General features: G+C 64.3%; 15 protein-coding genes and 1 tRNA gene. 12 read left to right on the top strand and 4 right to left on the bottom strand.

Translation table 11 applies throughout. The features are described from left to right. Window positions 1–43 precede the first annotated feature (43 nt). The 6 genes from pheS (at window position 44) to AB7P10_RS13590 (ending at window position 5,828) form a co-directional block, all read left to right on the top strand. On the top strand, window positions 44–1,096 hold the full coding sequence (gene pheS, locus AB7P10_RS13615) for a phenylalanine--tRNA ligase subunit alpha (protein ID WP_428294393.1): 1,053 nt from the start codon (window positions 44–46) through the stop codon (window positions 1,094–1,096). Between the two features lie 9 nt (window positions 1,097–1,105). Further along, entirely contained in the window at window positions 1,106–3,526 is a 2,421-nt protein-coding gene (gene pheT, locus AB7P10_RS13610; RefSeq protein WP_428294392.1) for a phenylalanine--tRNA ligase subunit beta, read from the top strand. A gap of 25 nt (window positions 3,527–3,551) precedes the next feature. Further along, window positions 3,552–3,878, top strand: coding sequence for an integration host factor subunit alpha (locus AB7P10_RS13605; protein ID WP_291127007.1), 327 nt, complete (start codon window positions 3,552–3,554; stop codon window positions 3,876–3,878). A 192-nt stretch (window positions 3,879–4,070) separates the two neighbouring features. Further along, the gene (locus tag AB7P10_RS13600) at window positions 4,071–4,523 is read left to right on the top strand and encodes a MerR family transcriptional regulator (RefSeq protein WP_428294426.1); all 453 of its coding nucleotides are present in this window, start codon (window positions 4,071–4,073) and stop codon (window positions 4,521–4,523) included. A gap of 36 nt (window positions 4,524–4,559) precedes the next feature. After that, a tRNA-Pro gene (locus tag AB7P10_RS13595) sits at window positions 4,560–4,636 on the top strand. A gap of 70 nt (window positions 4,637–4,706) precedes the next feature. After that, on the top strand, window positions 4,707–5,828 hold the full coding sequence (locus AB7P10_RS13590; protein WP_428294391.1) for an NAD(P)/FAD-dependent oxidoreductase: 1,122 nt from the start codon (window positions 4,707–4,709) through the stop codon (window positions 5,826–5,828). Here the strand turns inward: AB7P10_RS13590 and AB7P10_RS13585 are convergent, their stop codons facing one another. Next, window positions 5,829–6,914, bottom strand: a complete 1,086-nt coding sequence (locus tag AB7P10_RS13585) for a quinone-dependent dihydroorotate dehydrogenase (RefSeq protein ID WP_428294390.1) — start codon at window positions 6,912–6,914, stop codon at window positions 5,829–5,831. Between the two features lie 37 nt (window positions 6,915–6,951). Between AB7P10_RS13585 and rpiA the strand changes: the two genes are divergently transcribed. Then, complete coding sequence (rpiA, locus tag AB7P10_RS13580; RefSeq protein WP_428294389.1) at window positions 6,952–7,623, top strand: ribose-5-phosphate isomerase RpiA; 672 nt, start codon at window positions 6,952–6,954, stop codon at window positions 7,621–7,623. Between the two features lie 39 nt (window positions 7,624–7,662). Here rpiA and AB7P10_RS13575 read toward each other — a convergent pair whose 3' ends face one another. The 3 genes from AB7P10_RS13575 to AB7P10_RS13565 form a co-directional block, all read right to left on the bottom strand. Next, complete coding sequence (locus tag AB7P10_RS13575) at window positions 7,663–8,316, bottom strand: glutaredoxin family protein (RefSeq protein WP_428294388.1); 654 nt, start codon at window positions 8,314–8,316, stop codon at window positions 7,663–7,665. Between the two features lie 31 nt (window positions 8,317–8,347). Then, window positions 8,348–10,429: a M3 family metallopeptidase gene (locus tag AB7P10_RS13570; protein WP_428294387.1), complete on the bottom strand. Its 2,082-nt coding sequence runs from the start codon at window positions 10,427–10,429 to the stop codon at window positions 8,348–8,350. Between the two features lie 74 nt (window positions 10,430–10,503). After that, window positions 10,504–10,980 carry a YhbY family RNA-binding protein gene (locus AB7P10_RS13565; RefSeq protein WP_428294386.1) on the bottom strand — a complete coding sequence of 159 codons (477 nt, stop codon included), beginning with the start codon at window positions 10,978–10,980 and terminating at the stop codon, window positions 10,504–10,506. 44 nt (window positions 10,981–11,024) lie between these two features. Between AB7P10_RS13565 and AB7P10_RS13560 the strand changes: the two genes are divergently transcribed. The 5 genes from AB7P10_RS13560 to AB7P10_RS13540 all read left to right on the top strand — a co-directional run bounded on the left by AB7P10_RS13560 (window position 11,025) and on the right by AB7P10_RS13540 (window position 16,570). Next, the gene (locus tag AB7P10_RS13560; protein ID WP_428294385.1) at window positions 11,025–11,696 is read left to right on the top strand and encodes an RlmE family RNA methyltransferase; all 672 of its coding nucleotides are present in this window, start codon (window positions 11,025–11,027) and stop codon (window positions 11,694–11,696) included. Window positions 11,697–11,829: 133 nt separating this feature from the next. Next, window positions 11,830–13,749 (top strand): ATP-dependent zinc metalloprotease FtsH, encoded by a 1,920-nt coding sequence (gene ftsH / locus AB7P10_RS13555; RefSeq protein ID WP_428294384.1) that lies wholly within the window; start codon window positions 11,830–11,832, stop codon window positions 13,747–13,749. 72 nt (window positions 13,750–13,821) lie between these two features. Then, complete coding sequence (gene folP / locus AB7P10_RS13550) at window positions 13,822–14,652, top strand: dihydropteroate synthase (RefSeq protein ID WP_428294383.1); 831 nt, start codon at window positions 13,822–13,824, stop codon at window positions 14,650–14,652. 74 nt (window positions 14,653–14,726) lie between these two features. After that, on the top strand, window positions 14,727–16,070 hold the full coding sequence (gene glmM, locus AB7P10_RS13545) for a phosphoglucosamine mutase (RefSeq protein ID WP_428294382.1): 1,344 nt from the start codon (window positions 14,727–14,729) through the stop codon (window positions 16,068–16,070). Continuing rightward, a complete protein-coding gene (locus AB7P10_RS13540) occupies window positions 16,067–16,570 on the top strand; it encodes a GNAT family N-acetyltransferase (protein ID WP_428294381.1) in 504 nt (167 codons plus the stop codon). The genes glmM and AB7P10_RS13540 overlap by 4 nt, the downstream gene beginning before the upstream one ends. The last annotated feature ends 3 nt before the right edge of the window (window positions 16,571–16,573 follow it).

Below are 16,573 nucleotides of genomic sequence, written 5' to 3'. Positions count from 1 at the left end.
TGGCTTCAACCCTTTTTTCTTTCCCAACGATTCACACACGAACATGAACGAGTTGGACGCACTGGTTGACAGCGCCCGGGCAGGCTTCGCACAGGCGGAGACGCCTGCGGATCTGGAAAACGCCAAGGCCCAGTATCTGGGTAAATCGGGCCGCGTCACGGAATTGATGAAGGGCCTGGGTGCACTGCCGGTGGATGAGAAGAAGTCGCGCGGGGCCGCCATCAACCAGGCCAAGCAGGCCATCGAGGATGCGTTGACCGAGCGGCGCCAGGCACTGGCCGACGCGGAGATGCAGGTGCAGCTCAGGGCCGAGGCCCTGGACGTGACGCTGCCTGGGCGCCAGCGCGGGCAGGGTGGTCTCCATCCGGTGAGCCTGACACTCGAGCGCATCGAGGCGATCTTTGCTTCCATGGGTTTCGAGGTTGCGGAGGGGCCGGAGATCGAATCCGACTGGTTCAACTTCACTGCGTTGAATACGCCGGAGGATCACCCGGCGCGCTCGATGCACGACACGTTTTACGTGGAGGGCGGCAGCGCGAAGGCTCCCAACCTCTTGCGCACCCATACCAGCCCGATGCAGATTCGCCATGCGGTGCAGCATGTGAAGCGCCACCGTGCCGCGCTGGACGCCGGTCGCTCCATGCCCGAAATTCGCGTGATCGCTCCCGGTCGCACCTATCGGGTGGACAGCGATGCCACCCACTCGCCCATGTTCCACCAGTGCGAAGGCCTGTGGATCGGCGAAAACGTGAGCTTCAAGGATCTGAAGTACGTCTTCACCGATTTCTGCCGCACCTTTTTCGAATCCGATGACCTGGTGCTGCGCTTCCGGCCCAGCTTCTTTCCCTTCACCGAGCCCAGCGCGGAGATCGACATCCAGTTCCAGCACGGTCCGCTGGCCGGTCGCTGGCTGGAAGTGGCAGGTTCCGGGCAGGTCCATCCCAACGTGGTGCGCAACATGGGTCTCGACCCGGAGCGCCACATCGGATTCGCCTTCGGCATGGGCCCAGACCGCCTGACCATGTTGCGCTATGGGGTGAACGACCTGCGCCTGTTCTTCGATGGCGACGTTCGCTTTCTTGCCCAGTTCCGTTGAGACCAAGACATGCAATTCCCCGAATCCTGGCTGCGCACCTTCTGCAACCCGCCCCTGAACAGCCAGCAACTGGCCGACACCTTGACCATGGCTGGTCTGGAGGTGGAAGAGCTTCAACCTGTGGCGCCCCCTTTCTCCAAGGTGGTGGTGGGCGTGATCGTCTCGGCCGAGCAGCACCCGAATGCGGACCGTTTGCGCGTGTGCCAGGTCGATGTCGGACGGGGCAGTCTGCTCAGCATTGTGTGTGGCGCGCCCAACGCCCGCGTGGGGATCAAGGTGCCATGCGCCCTCGTGGGGGCGGAACTGCCGCCGGGCGAGGATGGCAAGCCGTTCCTGATCAAGCTGGGCAAGCTGCGCGGTGTGGAAAGCCAGGGCATGCTGTGTTCGGCGCGCGAACTCAGACTCTCCGATGACCATGGGGGCTTGCTGGAGTTGCCCGGCGACGCTCCACTGGGGCGTGATATCCGCGAGCAACTGGCGTTGGATGACATGCTGTTCACGCTGAAACTCACGCCCAATCTGGCGCATTGCTTGAGCGTCTACGGCGTTGCCCGGGAACTGGCGGCGCTGACGGGCGCGCCGCTGAACGAGCCCGAGTTTCCCGCGGTGAACGCGGTGCTGCAGGAGCGATTGCCGGTCAAGGTGGAGGCGTCCGATCTGTGCGGGCGCTTCACGGGGCGCATCGTGCGGGGCGTGAACACCCGTGCGACGACACCGGACTGGATGGTCGAGCGATTGGCTCGCTGTGGACAACGCAGTGTGTCGCCCTTGGTGGACATTTCAAACTACGTGATGTTCGAGTTGGGTCGGCCCTCGCACATCTTTGACCTGGACAAGATTCATGGTGGCCTGCGGGTGAGATGGGGTCGCGAGGGCGAGTCGCTCAAGCTGCTCAACGGCAACACTGTCGCGGTGGATGCACAAGTCGGCGTAATCGCCGATGACCAAAGTGTGGAGTCGCTGGCGGGCATCATGGGCGGCGACTCCACAGCGGTATCGGACGACACGCAGAACATCTACATCGAAGCCGCCTTCTGGTGGCCCAAATCCATTGCGGGCCGTTCGCGCCGCTACAACTTTTCCACCGACGCCGGCCATCGCTTTGAACGGGGCGTGGACCCTTCCACGACGTGCGAACACGTGGAACGCATCACGCAGCTCGTGCTGGACATCTGTGGTGGGCAGGCGGGTGTGCTCGACGACCATGTGGTCGATCTTCCAAAGCCTTCGTCCGTGACCCTGCGCATCGCGCGCGCCGTCAAGGTCATCGGCATGCCGCTAACGCAGGAGCAGTGCGTTGGCGCCTTGCGCAGACTTGGATTGCCGGTCGACGCGGCGGATGGTGTGCTCGCCGTGGTGCCACCACCCTACCGCTTTGACTTGCAGATCGAGGAGGATCTGATCGAGGAGGTCGCGCGCGTGATTGGCTATGAGTATCTGCCCAACACGCCACCCCTGGCTCCGATCACGGCCAGAATCCGTACCGAATCGCGCCGTGGTCCTTTCGACGTTCGCCGCAGTCTGGCTCGACTCGGCTACCAGGAGACCATCAACTTCAGCTTCGTGGATGCACGCTGGGAGCGGGAACTGGCCGGCAACGCCGATCCGGTGCGGCTGCTCAATCCGATTGCGAGCCATATGAGCGTGATGCGTTCGTCGCTGCTGGGCGGACTGGTGTCTGTGCTCAAGTTCAATCTCGACCGCCGCGCCAACCGCGTGCGTCTTTTTGAGGTGGGCCGTGTGTTTCTCAAGGACGCGTCCATCGTCGACAGTGACACCACAGTGGCCGGGTTTCACCAGCCCATGCGAGCGGCTGGTCTGGCCTACGGTGCAGTGGACTCTCTGCAGTGGGGCTTGACCGAGCGCGTCACCGACTTCTTCGATCTCAAGGGTGATGTGCAGGCGCTGCTGTCGCCTCGCCGTCCTGACTTCAAGGTGGCCGAGCACCCGGCGATGCATCCAGGGCGCTGCGCCAGTGTCTGGGTGGACGGGCGTTGCGTTGGATACGTGGGGGAGTTGCACCCGCGTTGGCGTCAGGCCTACGAACTGCCGCAGGCACCGGTGTTGTTTGAACTGGAACTGGATGCCTTGCTGGATCGACCTGTGCCGACGTATCAGGGTGTCAGTCGTCATCAGACTGTCGAACGCGATATTGCTGTCGTGGTGAAGGAATCGGTGACGCATGACGCGGTGACGGAGGCGATCCGGGGGCTCGCAAACCCCTGGCTGCGTGACGTCGTCCTGTTTGACGTGTATCGGCCAAAAAAGGGAACGGCCACAGGTGGGCTGGACGAGAGCGAAAAAAGCCTTGCGGTGCGGCTGGTGCTCAATCGCGACGACGCTACACTGACCGACGAGGACATTGAAGCGACGGTGCAAGCCGCGATACAGGCATTGGCGCGTCGTGTCGATGGCCGGCTTCGCGCCTGAACGAACAAGAATGGAGAAAGCCTAGATGGAACTCGCTGTTGAAAGTCTGGAAACACCTGCACTGACCAAGGCTCAGCTCGCCGAGTTGCTCTTTGATCAGATCGGTTTGAACAAGCGCGAGTCCAAGGACATGATCGACGCCTTTTTCGATCTGATCACCGACAGTCTTGTCAACGGGACAGACGTGAAGATCTCCGGCTTCGGCAATTTTCAGATCCGGACCAAGGCGCCTCGGCCCGGCCGCAATCCCCGCACTGGAGAACCCGTGGCCATCGAGGCCCGGCGCGTGGTCACGTTCCACGCCAGCCCCAAGCTCAAGGAGCAGGTGCAGACCGCCGTGATTGGCGCCTGATTGGCACCTTGGGCCGTGGCGTACTGAAGACAGTCAGTGCCCCGAGCCCTTGCTGGAATTGCACTGTATTGGTGCATATTCTCTGCACAGGTGGCTGGTTGCAACATTTCACACGGAAATGTTCACTGGGCCACGCGCGCCAGCTCAAGTTAGAGTAGATTTCAAGGTTCGGTCCGTACCGCCTTGATTTTCATGGAAAAAACGCTTCCGCCCATTCCCGCAAAACGCTACTTTACGATTGGTGAGGTGGGCGAGCTGTGTGGTGTCAAGCCACATGTGCTGCGGTACTGGGAACAGGAGTTCACGCAGCTTCGGCCGATGAAGCGCCGCGGCAATCGCCGGTATTACCAGCATCACGAGGTGCTCATGATCCGCAGGATCAGGGAGTTGCTGTATGACCAGGGTTTCACCATCAGCGGTGCGCGCAACAAGTTGCAGGAACTCGTCCAGGCCGAACGTGAGAAGCGCCGCAACGACGAAGACGACGCCATCGACGTGATCGATCTGGACGAAGTCGTTCATGGCGAGGAAGTGGTGCCCTTCATCGAGGCCCATTTCCCCGCGCCAGGGGCCTCGGGTGCGCTGCTGAACGATGTGCGCCGCGAGCTGCTCGAAATTCGCGAGCTTCTCAGGCATGCGGTCTGAATGCCACTGGTTTGGACGCTATAATTTGAGGCTTGTCGGCGTGTAGCGCAGCCTGGTAGCGCACTTGCATGGGGTGCAAGGGGTCGCGAGTTCGAATCCCGCCACGCCGACCATTTGTTCCAAGAGCCCGCAATCGAAAGGTTGCGGGCTTTTCTGTTTCGAACGGCTGGAGAAGGAGTCCTGATGGCTCAGACAGAGGTAGAACAGCTGGACGCACTGGTGATCGGCGCCGGGGTGGTTGGTCTGGCGGTGGCGCGCCAACTGGCATTGAGCGGGCGGGACGTCATGGTGCTCGAGCGCGAGGCTGCCATCGGCACCGGCACCAGTTCGCGCAACAGCGAAGTGATCCACGCTGGCATCTACTACCCCGCAGGCACACTCAAGGCGCAGCTGTGCGTGCAGGGACGGCGGGCACTTTATGCGTATTGCGCCGAGCGCGGTGTGGCGCACCAGCGCTGCGGAAAGCTCATTGTGGCCAACACCGAGTCGCAGCTGGCGGCATTGCCCGCGATTCTTGAAAAAGCGCATGCCAACGGGGTGAGCGATCTGTGCCTGATCACGCGCGAGCAAGCGTGTGAACTCGAGCCGCAGCTGGAATGCCTGGCCGCCGTGCTCTCACCCTCCACGGGGATCGTCGACAGCCATGGCCTGATGCTGGCGCTGCAGGGTGACCTAGAGCATGCAGGTGGACTGGTGGTCTGTCACTGCAGCGTCGAGCAGGTGGCTATCGGCGGCGACGGCATCGAAGTGGCGACAACCGATGGCATGCGCTTGCGGGCGCGCACGGTGGTCAACGCCGCGGGCCTGGGGGCATGCGACCTGGCGCGGCGCACCCGGGGGCTGGATGCGCGCCATGTGCCTCGGGCCTGGTTTGCCAAAGGCAACTACTTCACGCTGGCTGGGCGGTCTCCCTTTTCGCATCTCATTTACCCGGCCCCTGAGCCCGATGCCCATCTGGCGGGACTGGGCGTGCACCTCACGATCGACCTGGGAGGGCAGGCCAAATTCGGGCCGGACGTGCAATGGGTCGAGAAGGCCGATGATCTGTTGGTGGACCCGGCCCGGGGTGAGGCGTTCTATGCCGAAGTCAGGCGCTATTGGCCCGGACTGCCTGACGACGCACTGCAGCCAGGCTATGCCGGCATGCGGCCAAAGATCAGTGGCCCCGGTGAAGCGGCAGCCGACTTCCTGATCCAGGGACCTGCGGTGCACGGCATACCCGGGCTGATCAACCTGTTCGGGATCGAGTCACCTGGTCTGACCAGTTGCTTGGCGATTGCGCAGCGCGTGGCGGCAGTCGTGTGATCAGCCTTCCGCGTGTGCCTGGATGGCGCGCGCGGACGACCACACCAGCGAAGGGCCGCGGTAGATCAGTCCGGTGTAGATCTGTACCACATTGGCGCCAGACTGGATTTTGCTCACCGCATCGTCCGCGCTGAGCACACCACCGACACCGATGACGGGAAAGCTCTTGCCCAGGCAGGCGCGCAACTGGCGTATCACACGGTTGCTTGCCTGCAGCACGGGCGCACCCGACAGGCCGCCGGCCTCTTGCGCGTGGGGCAGTCCCTCCACCGCCGTGCGACTGAGCGTGGTGTTGGTCGCTATCACTCCGAGAGCGCCGGTTGCCTGACCAGCGCCGTCCGCACCATATCGCATGAGGGTTGCTGCAATGACTTCGATCTGCGGGTCGTCCAGGTCCGGCGCGATCTTCACGAAGACCGGAATGCGCCGCCCGTGGCGTTGGGCCAGCAACTCGCGCCGCTCGGCCACCGCGCCCAGAAGTGCGTCCAGCGCGTCGTCGCTCTGCAGGCTGCGCAAGTTCTGCGTGTTCGGGCTGGAGATGTTGACTGTGACGTAGTCGGCGTGGGGATAGACGCCATCCAGGCAAATCAAGTAGTCCTCGGTGGCGCGTTCGATGGGCGTGCTCGCGTTCTTGCCAATATTCAGGCCCAGCAGCATGGGGCTGGCGCCACCGTGACGGCGAAAGCGCGTGCGCTGGACATTGGCGATAAAGGCGTCCAGCCCGTCGTTGTTGAAGCCCAGGCGGTTGATCAGGGCGTTTGCCTTGGGCAGTCGGAACATGCGCGGCTTCGGGTTGCCGGCCTGCGCCCTGGGGGTGACGGTGCCAACCTCGACAAACCCGAAACCCATGGCGGCCAGTCCGTCGATGCATCGGGCGTTCTTGTCCAGCCCGGCCGCCAGGCCCACGCGGTTCGGAAAGTGCAAACCAGCCAGCGTGTACGGATCGTGCACGCGGGGTTCACCGTACAGGCAGGTCAGCGGCGAGTTCTGCAGCCGGGCGATTGAGTTCAGGGTGAGTTCGTGGGCGACCTCTGGGTCAAGACCGAACAGGAAGGGACGTGCGACAGCATACGGAAAGAGCGACATTGGATAATCCGACTTGTTGTTTTACCGATTGTCTCAAATGACCCAAGACGAACTCAAAGCCCTGGTGGGCCAGGCAGCCCTGAAGTACGTGACACCAGGTGACATCGTTGGTGTCGGCACTGGCTCGACCGTCAACAAGTTCATTGAGGCGCTGGCGAGCATCAAGGAACACATTCCTGGGGCCGTATCGAGCTCAGAAGCCTCGACGGCACGCCTGAAGGCGCTGGGCATCCCGGTCTTCGAGGCCAATGCCGTTGGCGAGTTGTCCGTGTACATCGACGGAGCGGACGAAATCGATGCCCGGGGGCACATGGTCAAGGGCGGAGGCGCGGCGCTCACGCGTGAGAAGATCGTGGCCGCTCAGTCACGTCAATTTGTCTGCATTGCAGACGAGTCCAAGCTGGTCAAGGTGCTGGGCGCGTTCCCCTTGCCGGTGGAGGTGATTCCCATGGCCGCGGCCCGGATCACGCGCCAGTTTGCGCAACTGGGCGGTCTGGCGCAGGTGCGCCAGAAAGACGGCGCGCCGCTGCTGACCGACAACGGACAACACATTCTGGACGTGACGGGCCTGCAGATCACCGACCCGCTGGCATTCGAGAGTCAGGTGAACCAGTGGCCCGGGGTGGTGACGGTGGGCGTGTTCGCGCACCAGAGGGCAAGCGTCTGCCTGCTGGGTACGCCCGACGGTGTAAAGACTCTGGCCTTCTGAAGCGCAAGCCGCGCCTGTGCGGGCGGACGACCCCCAGGATCAGAAGCGGATGCCGGCCGGGTTCTGCGTGGGCGGTGCCACCGGCACTTCGACTGGGGCAGAGGCACTCGAAGGACTCGCAGTCGGCGCGCCTGGCGCGGGTTCGGCCCTCACTGTCACCAGCGGTGTGGCGGCAGGGCGGCGGTAGTTCGCGGGCAACGTCGACTGCTTCGGGTAACCTGCGGCATCCAGGAACTGCGACCATTCCGTGTCGGAGTAACCCTTGATCTGCTGGCCGCCGATGGTCAGGAAGGGCAGGGAAGTCTCACCGCTGAGGCGCTTGAGTGCTTCGCTGTCCTGGAACGTGTCAATGGTTCTTTCGTTGTAGGGAATGCCGCGTGCGTTGAGCAGGTTGCGCCCGCTGTTGCAAGGTGCGCAATCGCGGCTGGAATAGAGCGTCACCGGGTAGCGGTTGCTGACTTGCTGCAGTTCGAAGGGCAACTGTGCATTGGTGCTGGTCGTGCCTGAACCTGCTGTTGCGCTGCCGATCGGGCGAGACGCGGCGGCAGCGGGCGGTGGCTGATCTGAAAAGGTGACGCGACCATCCGGGCCCACGATGCGGTAAACACTTTGTGCCAGCGCGGGCATGGCGAGCAGGCTGGCCAGTGCCGCCAGGGTCAGAAAGCGGGTTGCGGGGTGGGAGAGGGCGCTCATGACGGCTCCTATCGGCAGGCCACGGGACAAATCAAGTCATGCCCTGGTGGCGCAGCAGGGCGTCGATGCTCGGCTCACGGCCGCGGAAGGCCTTGAATGACTCCATGGCCGGCCGGCTGCCGCCAGCTTCCAGGATCGCCTGACGATACCGGCGGCCCGTGGCCACGTCCAGTGTGCTGTGGCCATTTTGCTGCGCGGCTTCCTCGAACGCGGCATAGGCATCGGCCGACAGCACCTCGGCCCATTTGTAGCTGTAGTAGCCGGCGGAGTAGCCACCCGCAAATATGTGACTGAACGTGTGCGGCGTACGGCTGTAGGCCGGGGGATGGAGCACCGCGACCTCATCGCGCACCTGCTGCTGCAAGGCGAGGATGGCGGCACCGCTTGTGATGGGCTCGGGCTGGCTGTGCAGCAACATGTCGAACAGCGAGAACTCCACCTGGCGCAGCGTCTGCAGGCCACTCTGGTAATTCCTGGCCGCCAGCATCTTGTCGAACAGCGCGCGCGGCAGGGGTTCGCCAGTGTCGACGTGGGCCGTCATGTGCCTCAGCACATCCCATTCCCAGCAGAAGTTCTCCATGAACTGGCTGGGCAACTCCACCGCATCCCACTCGACGCCACTGATGCCCGAGACGTCGCGCTCGTTCACCTGCGTGAGCATGTGGTGCAGGCCGTGGCCGAATTCGTGGAAAAGGGTGATCACGTCGTCGTGGGTGAGCAAGGCCGGTTTTCCGCTGACGCCTTCGGCGAAGTTGCACACCAGATGTGCCACCGGGGTTTGCAGCGCACCCGTGTCCGGACGCAACCAGCGTGCGCGCACATCGTCCATCCAGGCGCCTCCCCGCTTGCCCGTGCGCGCGGCCGGATCGAGGTAGAACTGGCCCACGAGTTGCGGGCCTCGGGGGGCACTGCGTTCGATGCGGTAAAACTCGACGCTCGGGTGCCAGACAGGCGCTTGGTCCCGGCGGATGGCGACCTCGAACAGGGTTTCGACGATCTGAAACAGGCCGGCCAGCACCTTCGGCGCCGTGAAATAGGGTTTGACTTCCTGCTCGCTGAAGGCATACCGCGCCTCCTTGAGCTTCTCACCGATGTAGGGCCAGTCCCAGGCTTGCGGCTCGCTCAGACCGAGTTCGCCGGCTGCGAATGCGCGCAGGTCGGCCAGGTCTTTCTCGGCGTGCGGCCGCGCCCTGGCCGCCAGATCGCGCAGGAAGGCGATGACTTGCTCGGGCGACTCGGCCATCTTGGGCACCAGCGAGACGTCGGCGTAGTGGCGGTGGCCGAGCAGTCGAGCTTCTTCGTGACGCAGGGCGAGCAGCTCACTCATGATGGCGGTGTTGTCGAACTTCAGTGCATCGCCGCCGGCCTGGTCACTGGCGCGTGTGACATACGCTCGGTAAAGCTTTTCTCGCAGCGTGCTGCTGTGGGCGAACTGCATCACAGGGAGGTAGCACGGCATCTTCAGGGTGAGCTTGTGCCCGGTCTTGCCCTGCGCCTGCGCTGCGGCGGCCGTGGCTTGCAGCACGTCGTCGGGCACGCCGGCCATTTCATCGGTGGTGGCGTAGAGCGAAAACGCATCCGTGGCATCCAGCGCGTTTTCGCTGAATTTCTGCCCCAACTCTGCCTGTCGTTCCTGCAGCCAGGCAAAGCGGACCTTGGCCTCCCCTTGCAGGGCGGCGCCACCGAGCACAAAGCCCCGCATGGCATTGCGGTGGGCCTGGGCCTGCTCCGCGTTGAGCGTGTCCGGATCCATGGCCTTGTATTTGTCGTAGAGCCGCTCATCGGCACCGAGTCGGGTCCAGAACTCGGTGACCTTGGGCAAAGCCTCGTTGTAGGCCGCGCGCAGTTCGGGCGTGTCGGCCACGCTGTTGAGGTGGCTCACGGCACCCCAGGCGCGTGACAGGCGCTCCGTGGGTACGTCCAGTGCAAGGGAGATTCGCGACCACTCGTTCGGGAAATCGGGCGCGGTGACCTCTTCCAGCGCCGCACTCGCGGCCTGCAAAAGCTCGTCAATAGCCGGGACCACGGATGCCGGGGTGATGGCGTCAAACAGCGGCAGCCCGCCGAATTCGAGCAAGGGGTTTCGGACTGACGGAGCGGTGCGGTCGTTCATGCGTTCTCAGATAGGGCGCAGTGGTGAGGTTTCAAGGCAGGCCGCAAGGGGGGCTAATACGCCGTCGACCGTGCCTACTGGTACTGGGCGCTCTTCTTGACACTCTTCTTCAGGACTTTGGCGCGCTTGACCTGGCCTCCGGGGGTGAGCCGCTGGTTGCCCAGCACGCGCACCATCTTGACTTCGGGTCGCTGGCCACCGCGCTTGCTGAACTTGAGCACCTTCACGTCGCGCGGCCCGGGCTTGCGGTCCTCGTCGACGGGTTTTGCCTTCTCGGGCATCGGGCGCCAGAGCACCAGCAGCTTGCCGATGTGCTGGATCGGCGCCGCGCCGAGTTCGTCGGCCAGCGTCTGCAGCATGGCCTCACGGGCGGCCCGGTCGTCATTGAGCACCCGGATCTTGATGAGCCCGTGCGCCTTCAGTGCGGCATCGGTCTCCTTCTTGACGGCGGCACTCAAACCGTCCCCGCCGACGTGGACGACAGGGTCGAGATGGTGGGCCTCGGCCCGGTGGACTTTGCGCTGGGCAGGGGTGAGTGTGATCAGGGGCATGGGACAATTATCGTTTACACAGACCCCGGGCGTCCCTCATGGGCATGAAAGTCAAAACCCAGAGCAAGAAGGTCAACAAGGCCTGGCTCAACCAGCACGTCAACGATCCGTACGTGCGCCTGGCGCAGAAGGACGGGTACCGTGCACGCGCGGCCTACAAGCTCAAGGAAATCGATGAACTGCTCGGTCTGGTGCGGCCCGGACAGTGCGTGGTGGACCTCGGATCCACTCCGGGCGCCTGGAGCCAGTACCTGCGCCGCCGCCTCAGCCCTCAGGGTGCGGCCGTGGGAGAACTCCAGGGCACCATCGTCGCGCTGGACCTGTTGCCGATGGAGGCCGTGGAGGGCGTGCACTTCATCCAGGGCGACTTCCGCGAGCCGGCGGTGCTCGCCTTGCTGGAGCAGGCCCTGGTTGACCGCGGTGCGCAGCAGGTGGACCTGGTGGTCTCCGACATGGCGCCCAACTTGTCGGGCATCGGCATGACCGACGCCGCGCGCATCACCGACCTGGTCGAGTTGGCGGTGGACTTTGCCGTTCATCACCTCACACCGGAGGGAGCCCTGGTGGTCAAGCTGTTCCACGGCGGTGCCTATGACCCGATGGTGGCGCTTTTCCGCAAGACCTTTCGTGTGGTCAAACCAGTCAAACCCAAGGCGTCGCGCGACAAGTCGTCGGAAACCTTTCTGGTCGGCCTGGGTCTGAAAAAGAAGGCCTGAAACCCGAGCGCAGCAAAAATACCTAACCCCGTCATTGAAATGGCCCTGTCATGCGCGGGAGTTCCAGGGCTTGAAAGTCCTAGAATGGGGAACATATGAGTCTGTCAGTCACTATCGTCTCCAGGAGCTGCACTTGAACAACCAGTGGTTCTCGAAAATCGCCGTGTGGATGGTCATCGCCATGGTGCTTTTCACCGTCTTCAAGCAGTTCGATACGCGGACCGCCGCGGGCGCGGGCTACATCGGCTACTCCGAGTTTCTTGACGAAGTGAAGGCCCAGCGCATCAAGAGCGCCACCATCCAGGAGGGCCAGGGTGGCACCGAAATCGTTGCCATCACCCAGGACAACACCCGTGTGCGCACCACGGCCACCTACCTGGACCGTGGCTTGGTGGGCGACCTGATCAACAACAACGTCAAGTTCGATGTGCGCCCTCGCGAGGAGAGTTCGCTGTTGATGACGCTGCTTGTGAGCTGGGGCCCGATGCTGCTGCTGATCGGTGTCTGGATCTACTTCATGCGGCAGATGCAGGGTGGCGGCAAGGGCGGGGCGTTCAGCTTCGGCAAGAGCAAGGCCCGGATGCTGGACGAAAACAACAACACCGTGACCTTCGCCGATGTCGCTGGCTGCGACGAAGCCAAGGAAGAAGTCAAGGAAGTGGTCGACTTCCTGAAAGACCCCGCAAAGTTCCAGAAGCTTGGCGGGCGCATTCCGCGCGGTTTGCTGCTGGTCGGTCCTCCCGGCACGGGCAAGACGCTGCTGGCCAAGGGCATCGCGGGTGAAGCCAAGGTGCCGTTCTTCAGCATTTCGGGCTCTGACTTCGTGGAAATGTTCGTTGGCGTCGGCGCGGCGCGCGTTCGCGACATGTTCGAGAACGCCAAGAAGAACGCACCCTGCATCATCTTCATCGACGAAATCGACGCCGTGGGCCGCCAGCGTGGCGCCGGCCTGGGTGGCGGCAACGACGAACGCGAGCAGACCCTGAACCAGATGCTGGTCGAGATGGACGGTTTCGAGACCAACCTGGGCGTGATCGTGGTCGCGGCCACCAACCGCCCCGACATTCTGGACGCCGCCTTGCTCCGCCCGGGCCGTTTTGACCGCCAGGTCTACGTGACGCTGCCCGACATCCGTGGCCGCGAGCAGATCCTGAACGTGCACATGCGCAAGGTGCCGCTGGGCACGGACGTGAATGCCAGCGTGATCGCGCGCGGCACGCCCGGCATGAGCGGCGCCGACCTGGCCAACCTGTGCAACGAGGCCGCGCTGATGGCCGCGCGCCGCAATGCGCGTGTGGTCGAGATGCAGGACTTCGAGAAGGCGAAGGACAAGATCTTCATGGGCCCCGAGCGCAAGAGCATGGTCATGCCTGAGGAAGAGCGCCGCAACACGGCGTACCACGAGTCCGGCCACGCGCTCATTGGCAAGCTGCTGCCCAAGTGCGACCCGGTGCACAAGGTCACCATCATTCCGCGCGGCCGCGCGCTGGGTGTCACCATGAGCCTGCCGGCGCAGGACCGTTACAGCTATGACAAGGACTACATGCTGAATCAGATCAGCATGCTGTTCGGTGGCCGCATTGCCGAAGAAGTGTTCATGAACCAGATGACCACCGGTGCTTCCAACGACTTCGAACGCGCCACCACCCTCGCGCGCGACATGGTGATGCGCTACGGCATGACCGATGCGCTGGGCCCGATGGTCTATGCCGAAAACGAGGGCGAGGTGTTCCTGGGCCGTTCCGTGACCAAGACCACCAACATGAGCGAGTCCACCATGCAGAAGGTGGACGCCGAGGTGCGCCGCATCATCGATGCGCAGTACAAGCTGGCCCGCGACCTGATCGAGCAGAACAGCGACAAGATGCATGCCATGGCCACGGCCCTGCTCGAATGGGAAACCATCGATTCGGACCAGATCGACGACATCATGGCCGGCAAGCCACCGCGTCCGCCCAAGGACTGGACGCCGCGCAACCCCTCGGTGGGTGGCGGCGGCGGTGGTGGCGGCACCCCCGAGGTGTCGACCGACCCGTCCCCGACGGCTGCCTGATCGACCGGCGCAACGCGATCAATCACACACGGGGCTTCGGCCCCGTTGTCGTTTCATTCTCTGCGGCACACCATGCGCTGGCTGACTTCCCGTTTCGACATCGACCTGTCCAGTCCCCGCGTGATGGGCATCGTCAACGTCACACCCGATTCGTTCTCTGATGGCGGTCAGCATGCCAGCGTGGCGGCCGCGCTGCGGCATTGCGAGCAATTGATCGACGCGGGTGCCCATATCCTGGATATCGGTGGCGAATCCACCCGGCCGGGCAGCCCGGCCGTGCCACTCGCGGAGGAGCTCGAGCGCGTGATGCCGGTGCTGCACGGTGCGACACAGCTGGGCGTGCCGGTCTCGATCGACACCTGCAAGGCGGAGGTGATGCAGGCGGCGCTGGACGCGGGTGCAGACATCGTCAACGACATCTGGGCCCTGCGGCGCGGCAACGCGCTGGAGGTGGTGGCCGGGCACCCACGCTGCGGCGTGTGCCTGATGCACATGCACCGCGATCCGCAGACCATGCAGCTTGCCCCGATGGAAGGCGATGTGCTGCCGGAAGTCAAAGCCTTCCTGGGCGAGCGTGCTCAGGCCCTCACAGGACGAGGGGTGGCGCGCGAGCGCATCGTGCTCGACCCGGGCATCGGGTTCGGCAAGACGGTGGCTCAGAACTTCAGCCTGCTGACCCGCCAGAGGGAACTGGTGGCAAGCGGTTTCGGTGTGCTGGCGGGATGGTCGCGCAAATCCTCGCTGGGGGCGCTCACCGGACGCGAGGTGCCGTCCGAGCGGGTCGCGGCCAGCGTGGCCGCCGCCGTGCTGGCGGTGGAGCGCGGTGCACGGGTGGTGCGGGTGCACGACGTGCGCGAGACGGTGGACGCGCTCAAGGTCTGGCAGGCCGTGCAAGGCGCCTGAAGGTGGGGGCAGGCCGCGATAATGTCTGGCTGCGCGAACACCCCGCCACAACAAGATAAAGAGGAACAGGACACATGGCCCGCAACTACTTTGGCACCGACGGCATTCGTGGCACCGTGGGCCAGGCTCCGATCACCCCCGATTTCGTATTGCGCCTGGCGCACGCCGTGGGGCGCGTGCTGCGCCGCACCGAGGCGCACCCGACGGTGCTGATCGGTAAGGACACGCGCATCTCCGGCTACATGCTGGAATCGGCGCTTGAATCCGGCTTCAACTCGGCAGGTGTGGACGTCGTGCTGCTCGGGCCCGTGCCCACGCCGGCGGTGGCCTACCTCACGCGCGCCCAGCGCGCCAGCCTGGGCGTGGTCATCTCGGCCAGCCACAACCCGTTTGCCGACAACGGCATCAAGTTCTTCAGCGCTCAGGGTGCGAAGCTGCCCGACGACTGGGAGCAGGCCGTGGAGGCTGCGCTCGAAGAGCCGCCCTCCTGGGTGGAGTCCGCGCACCTGGGCAAGTCGCGCCGGCTGGATGATGCGGCAGGGCGGTACATCGAGTTCTGCAAGAGCACCTGTTCGAACAACCTCAGCCTCAAGGGCTTGAAGATCGTGGTCGATGGCGCAAACGGCGCGGCCTACCAGATTGCGCCCGCCGTGTTCCACGAGCTGGGCGCCGAAGTGGTCCGGATCGGCTGTTCGCCCGATGGCCTGAACATCAACCAGGGCGTGGGCGCCACCCATCCGCAGGCCCTGCTGGACGCCGTCAAGGCCCATGGCGCCGACTACGGCATCGCGCTGGACGGTGATGCCGACCGCGTCCAGATGGCCGATGCGCACGGGCGGCTCTACAACGGCGACGAGTTGCTCTATCTGCTTGTGGCTGACCGTCTGGCCCGCGATGAGGACGTTCCTGGCGTGGTCGGCACGCTGATGACCAACATGGCGGTGGAGGTGGCGCTGAAGGGGCGTGGCGTGAAGTTCGTTCGCGCCAGGGTGGGCGACCGCTACGTGCTCGAAGAGCTTGAACGCCACGGCTGGATCCTCGGCGGCGAGGGCTCGGGCCACCTGCTGGTGCTGGACCGGCACACCACCGGCGACGGACTTGTCTCGGCCTTGCAGGTGCTGCAGGCCTGTGTGGACAGCGGCAAGAGCATGGCGGGTTTGCTGGCCGGCATCACGCTGTTCCCGCAGACGCTGATCAATGTGCGCCTGTTGCCCGGCCAGGACTGGAAAACCAACGCCCTCCTCGCTGAGGAAACGCGCGCGGTCGAGGCGGAACTGGGGGACGGTGGCCGTGTTCTCATCCGCGCCAGCGGCACCGAGCCGCTGCTGCGTGTGATGGTGGAGGCGCGCGACCCCGGGCAGGCACAGGCTTGTGCGCAGCGGCTGGTGGCGGCGGTGCAGGCGCAGGTGCCCGCATGATCCGCGGGGCCGAACGCGGCGCGATTGTCACGCTGCAAGCCGACTACGCGAACCCTGGCCACGCGAGCGCACTTGTGATGCTGCTGGACGCCTACGCCAGCGACCCTGCAGGGGGTGGCAAGAGACTGTCGGCCTTCGCCAAGGCGAATCTGGTGGACGAACTGGCCGCGCGGCCGCAAGCCTACAGCGTGCTCGCGTTCGACGGGGAGCAGCCAGTGGGCCTGGTCAACTGCATCGAAGGTTTCTCCACCTTCGCCTGCAAGCCGCTGGTGAACGTGCACGACGTGGCCGTGCTTGCCAGCCACCGTGGACGCGGCATTGCCAAGCAGATGTTGCGCGAGGCGGAGCGAATCGCGCTTGAGCGTGGCGCGGTGAAGCTGACGCTGGAAGTGCTCTCGGGCAACCACAGCGCGATCCGGCTCTACGAGCGCATCGGTTTTGCTGGCTACCAGCTCGATCCGGCCATGGGCGCGGCGGTCTTCCTCCAGAAGTGGCTCTGAAGC

Source organism: Hydrogenophaga sp. (assembly GCF_050182545.1).
Lineage (GTDB): Bacteria > Pseudomonadota > Gammaproteobacteria > Burkholderiales > Burkholderiaceae_C > Hydrogenophaga.
Note: the sequence above shows the minus strand (reverse complement) of the source record. Positions and strands in the feature narration are given on the sequence as shown.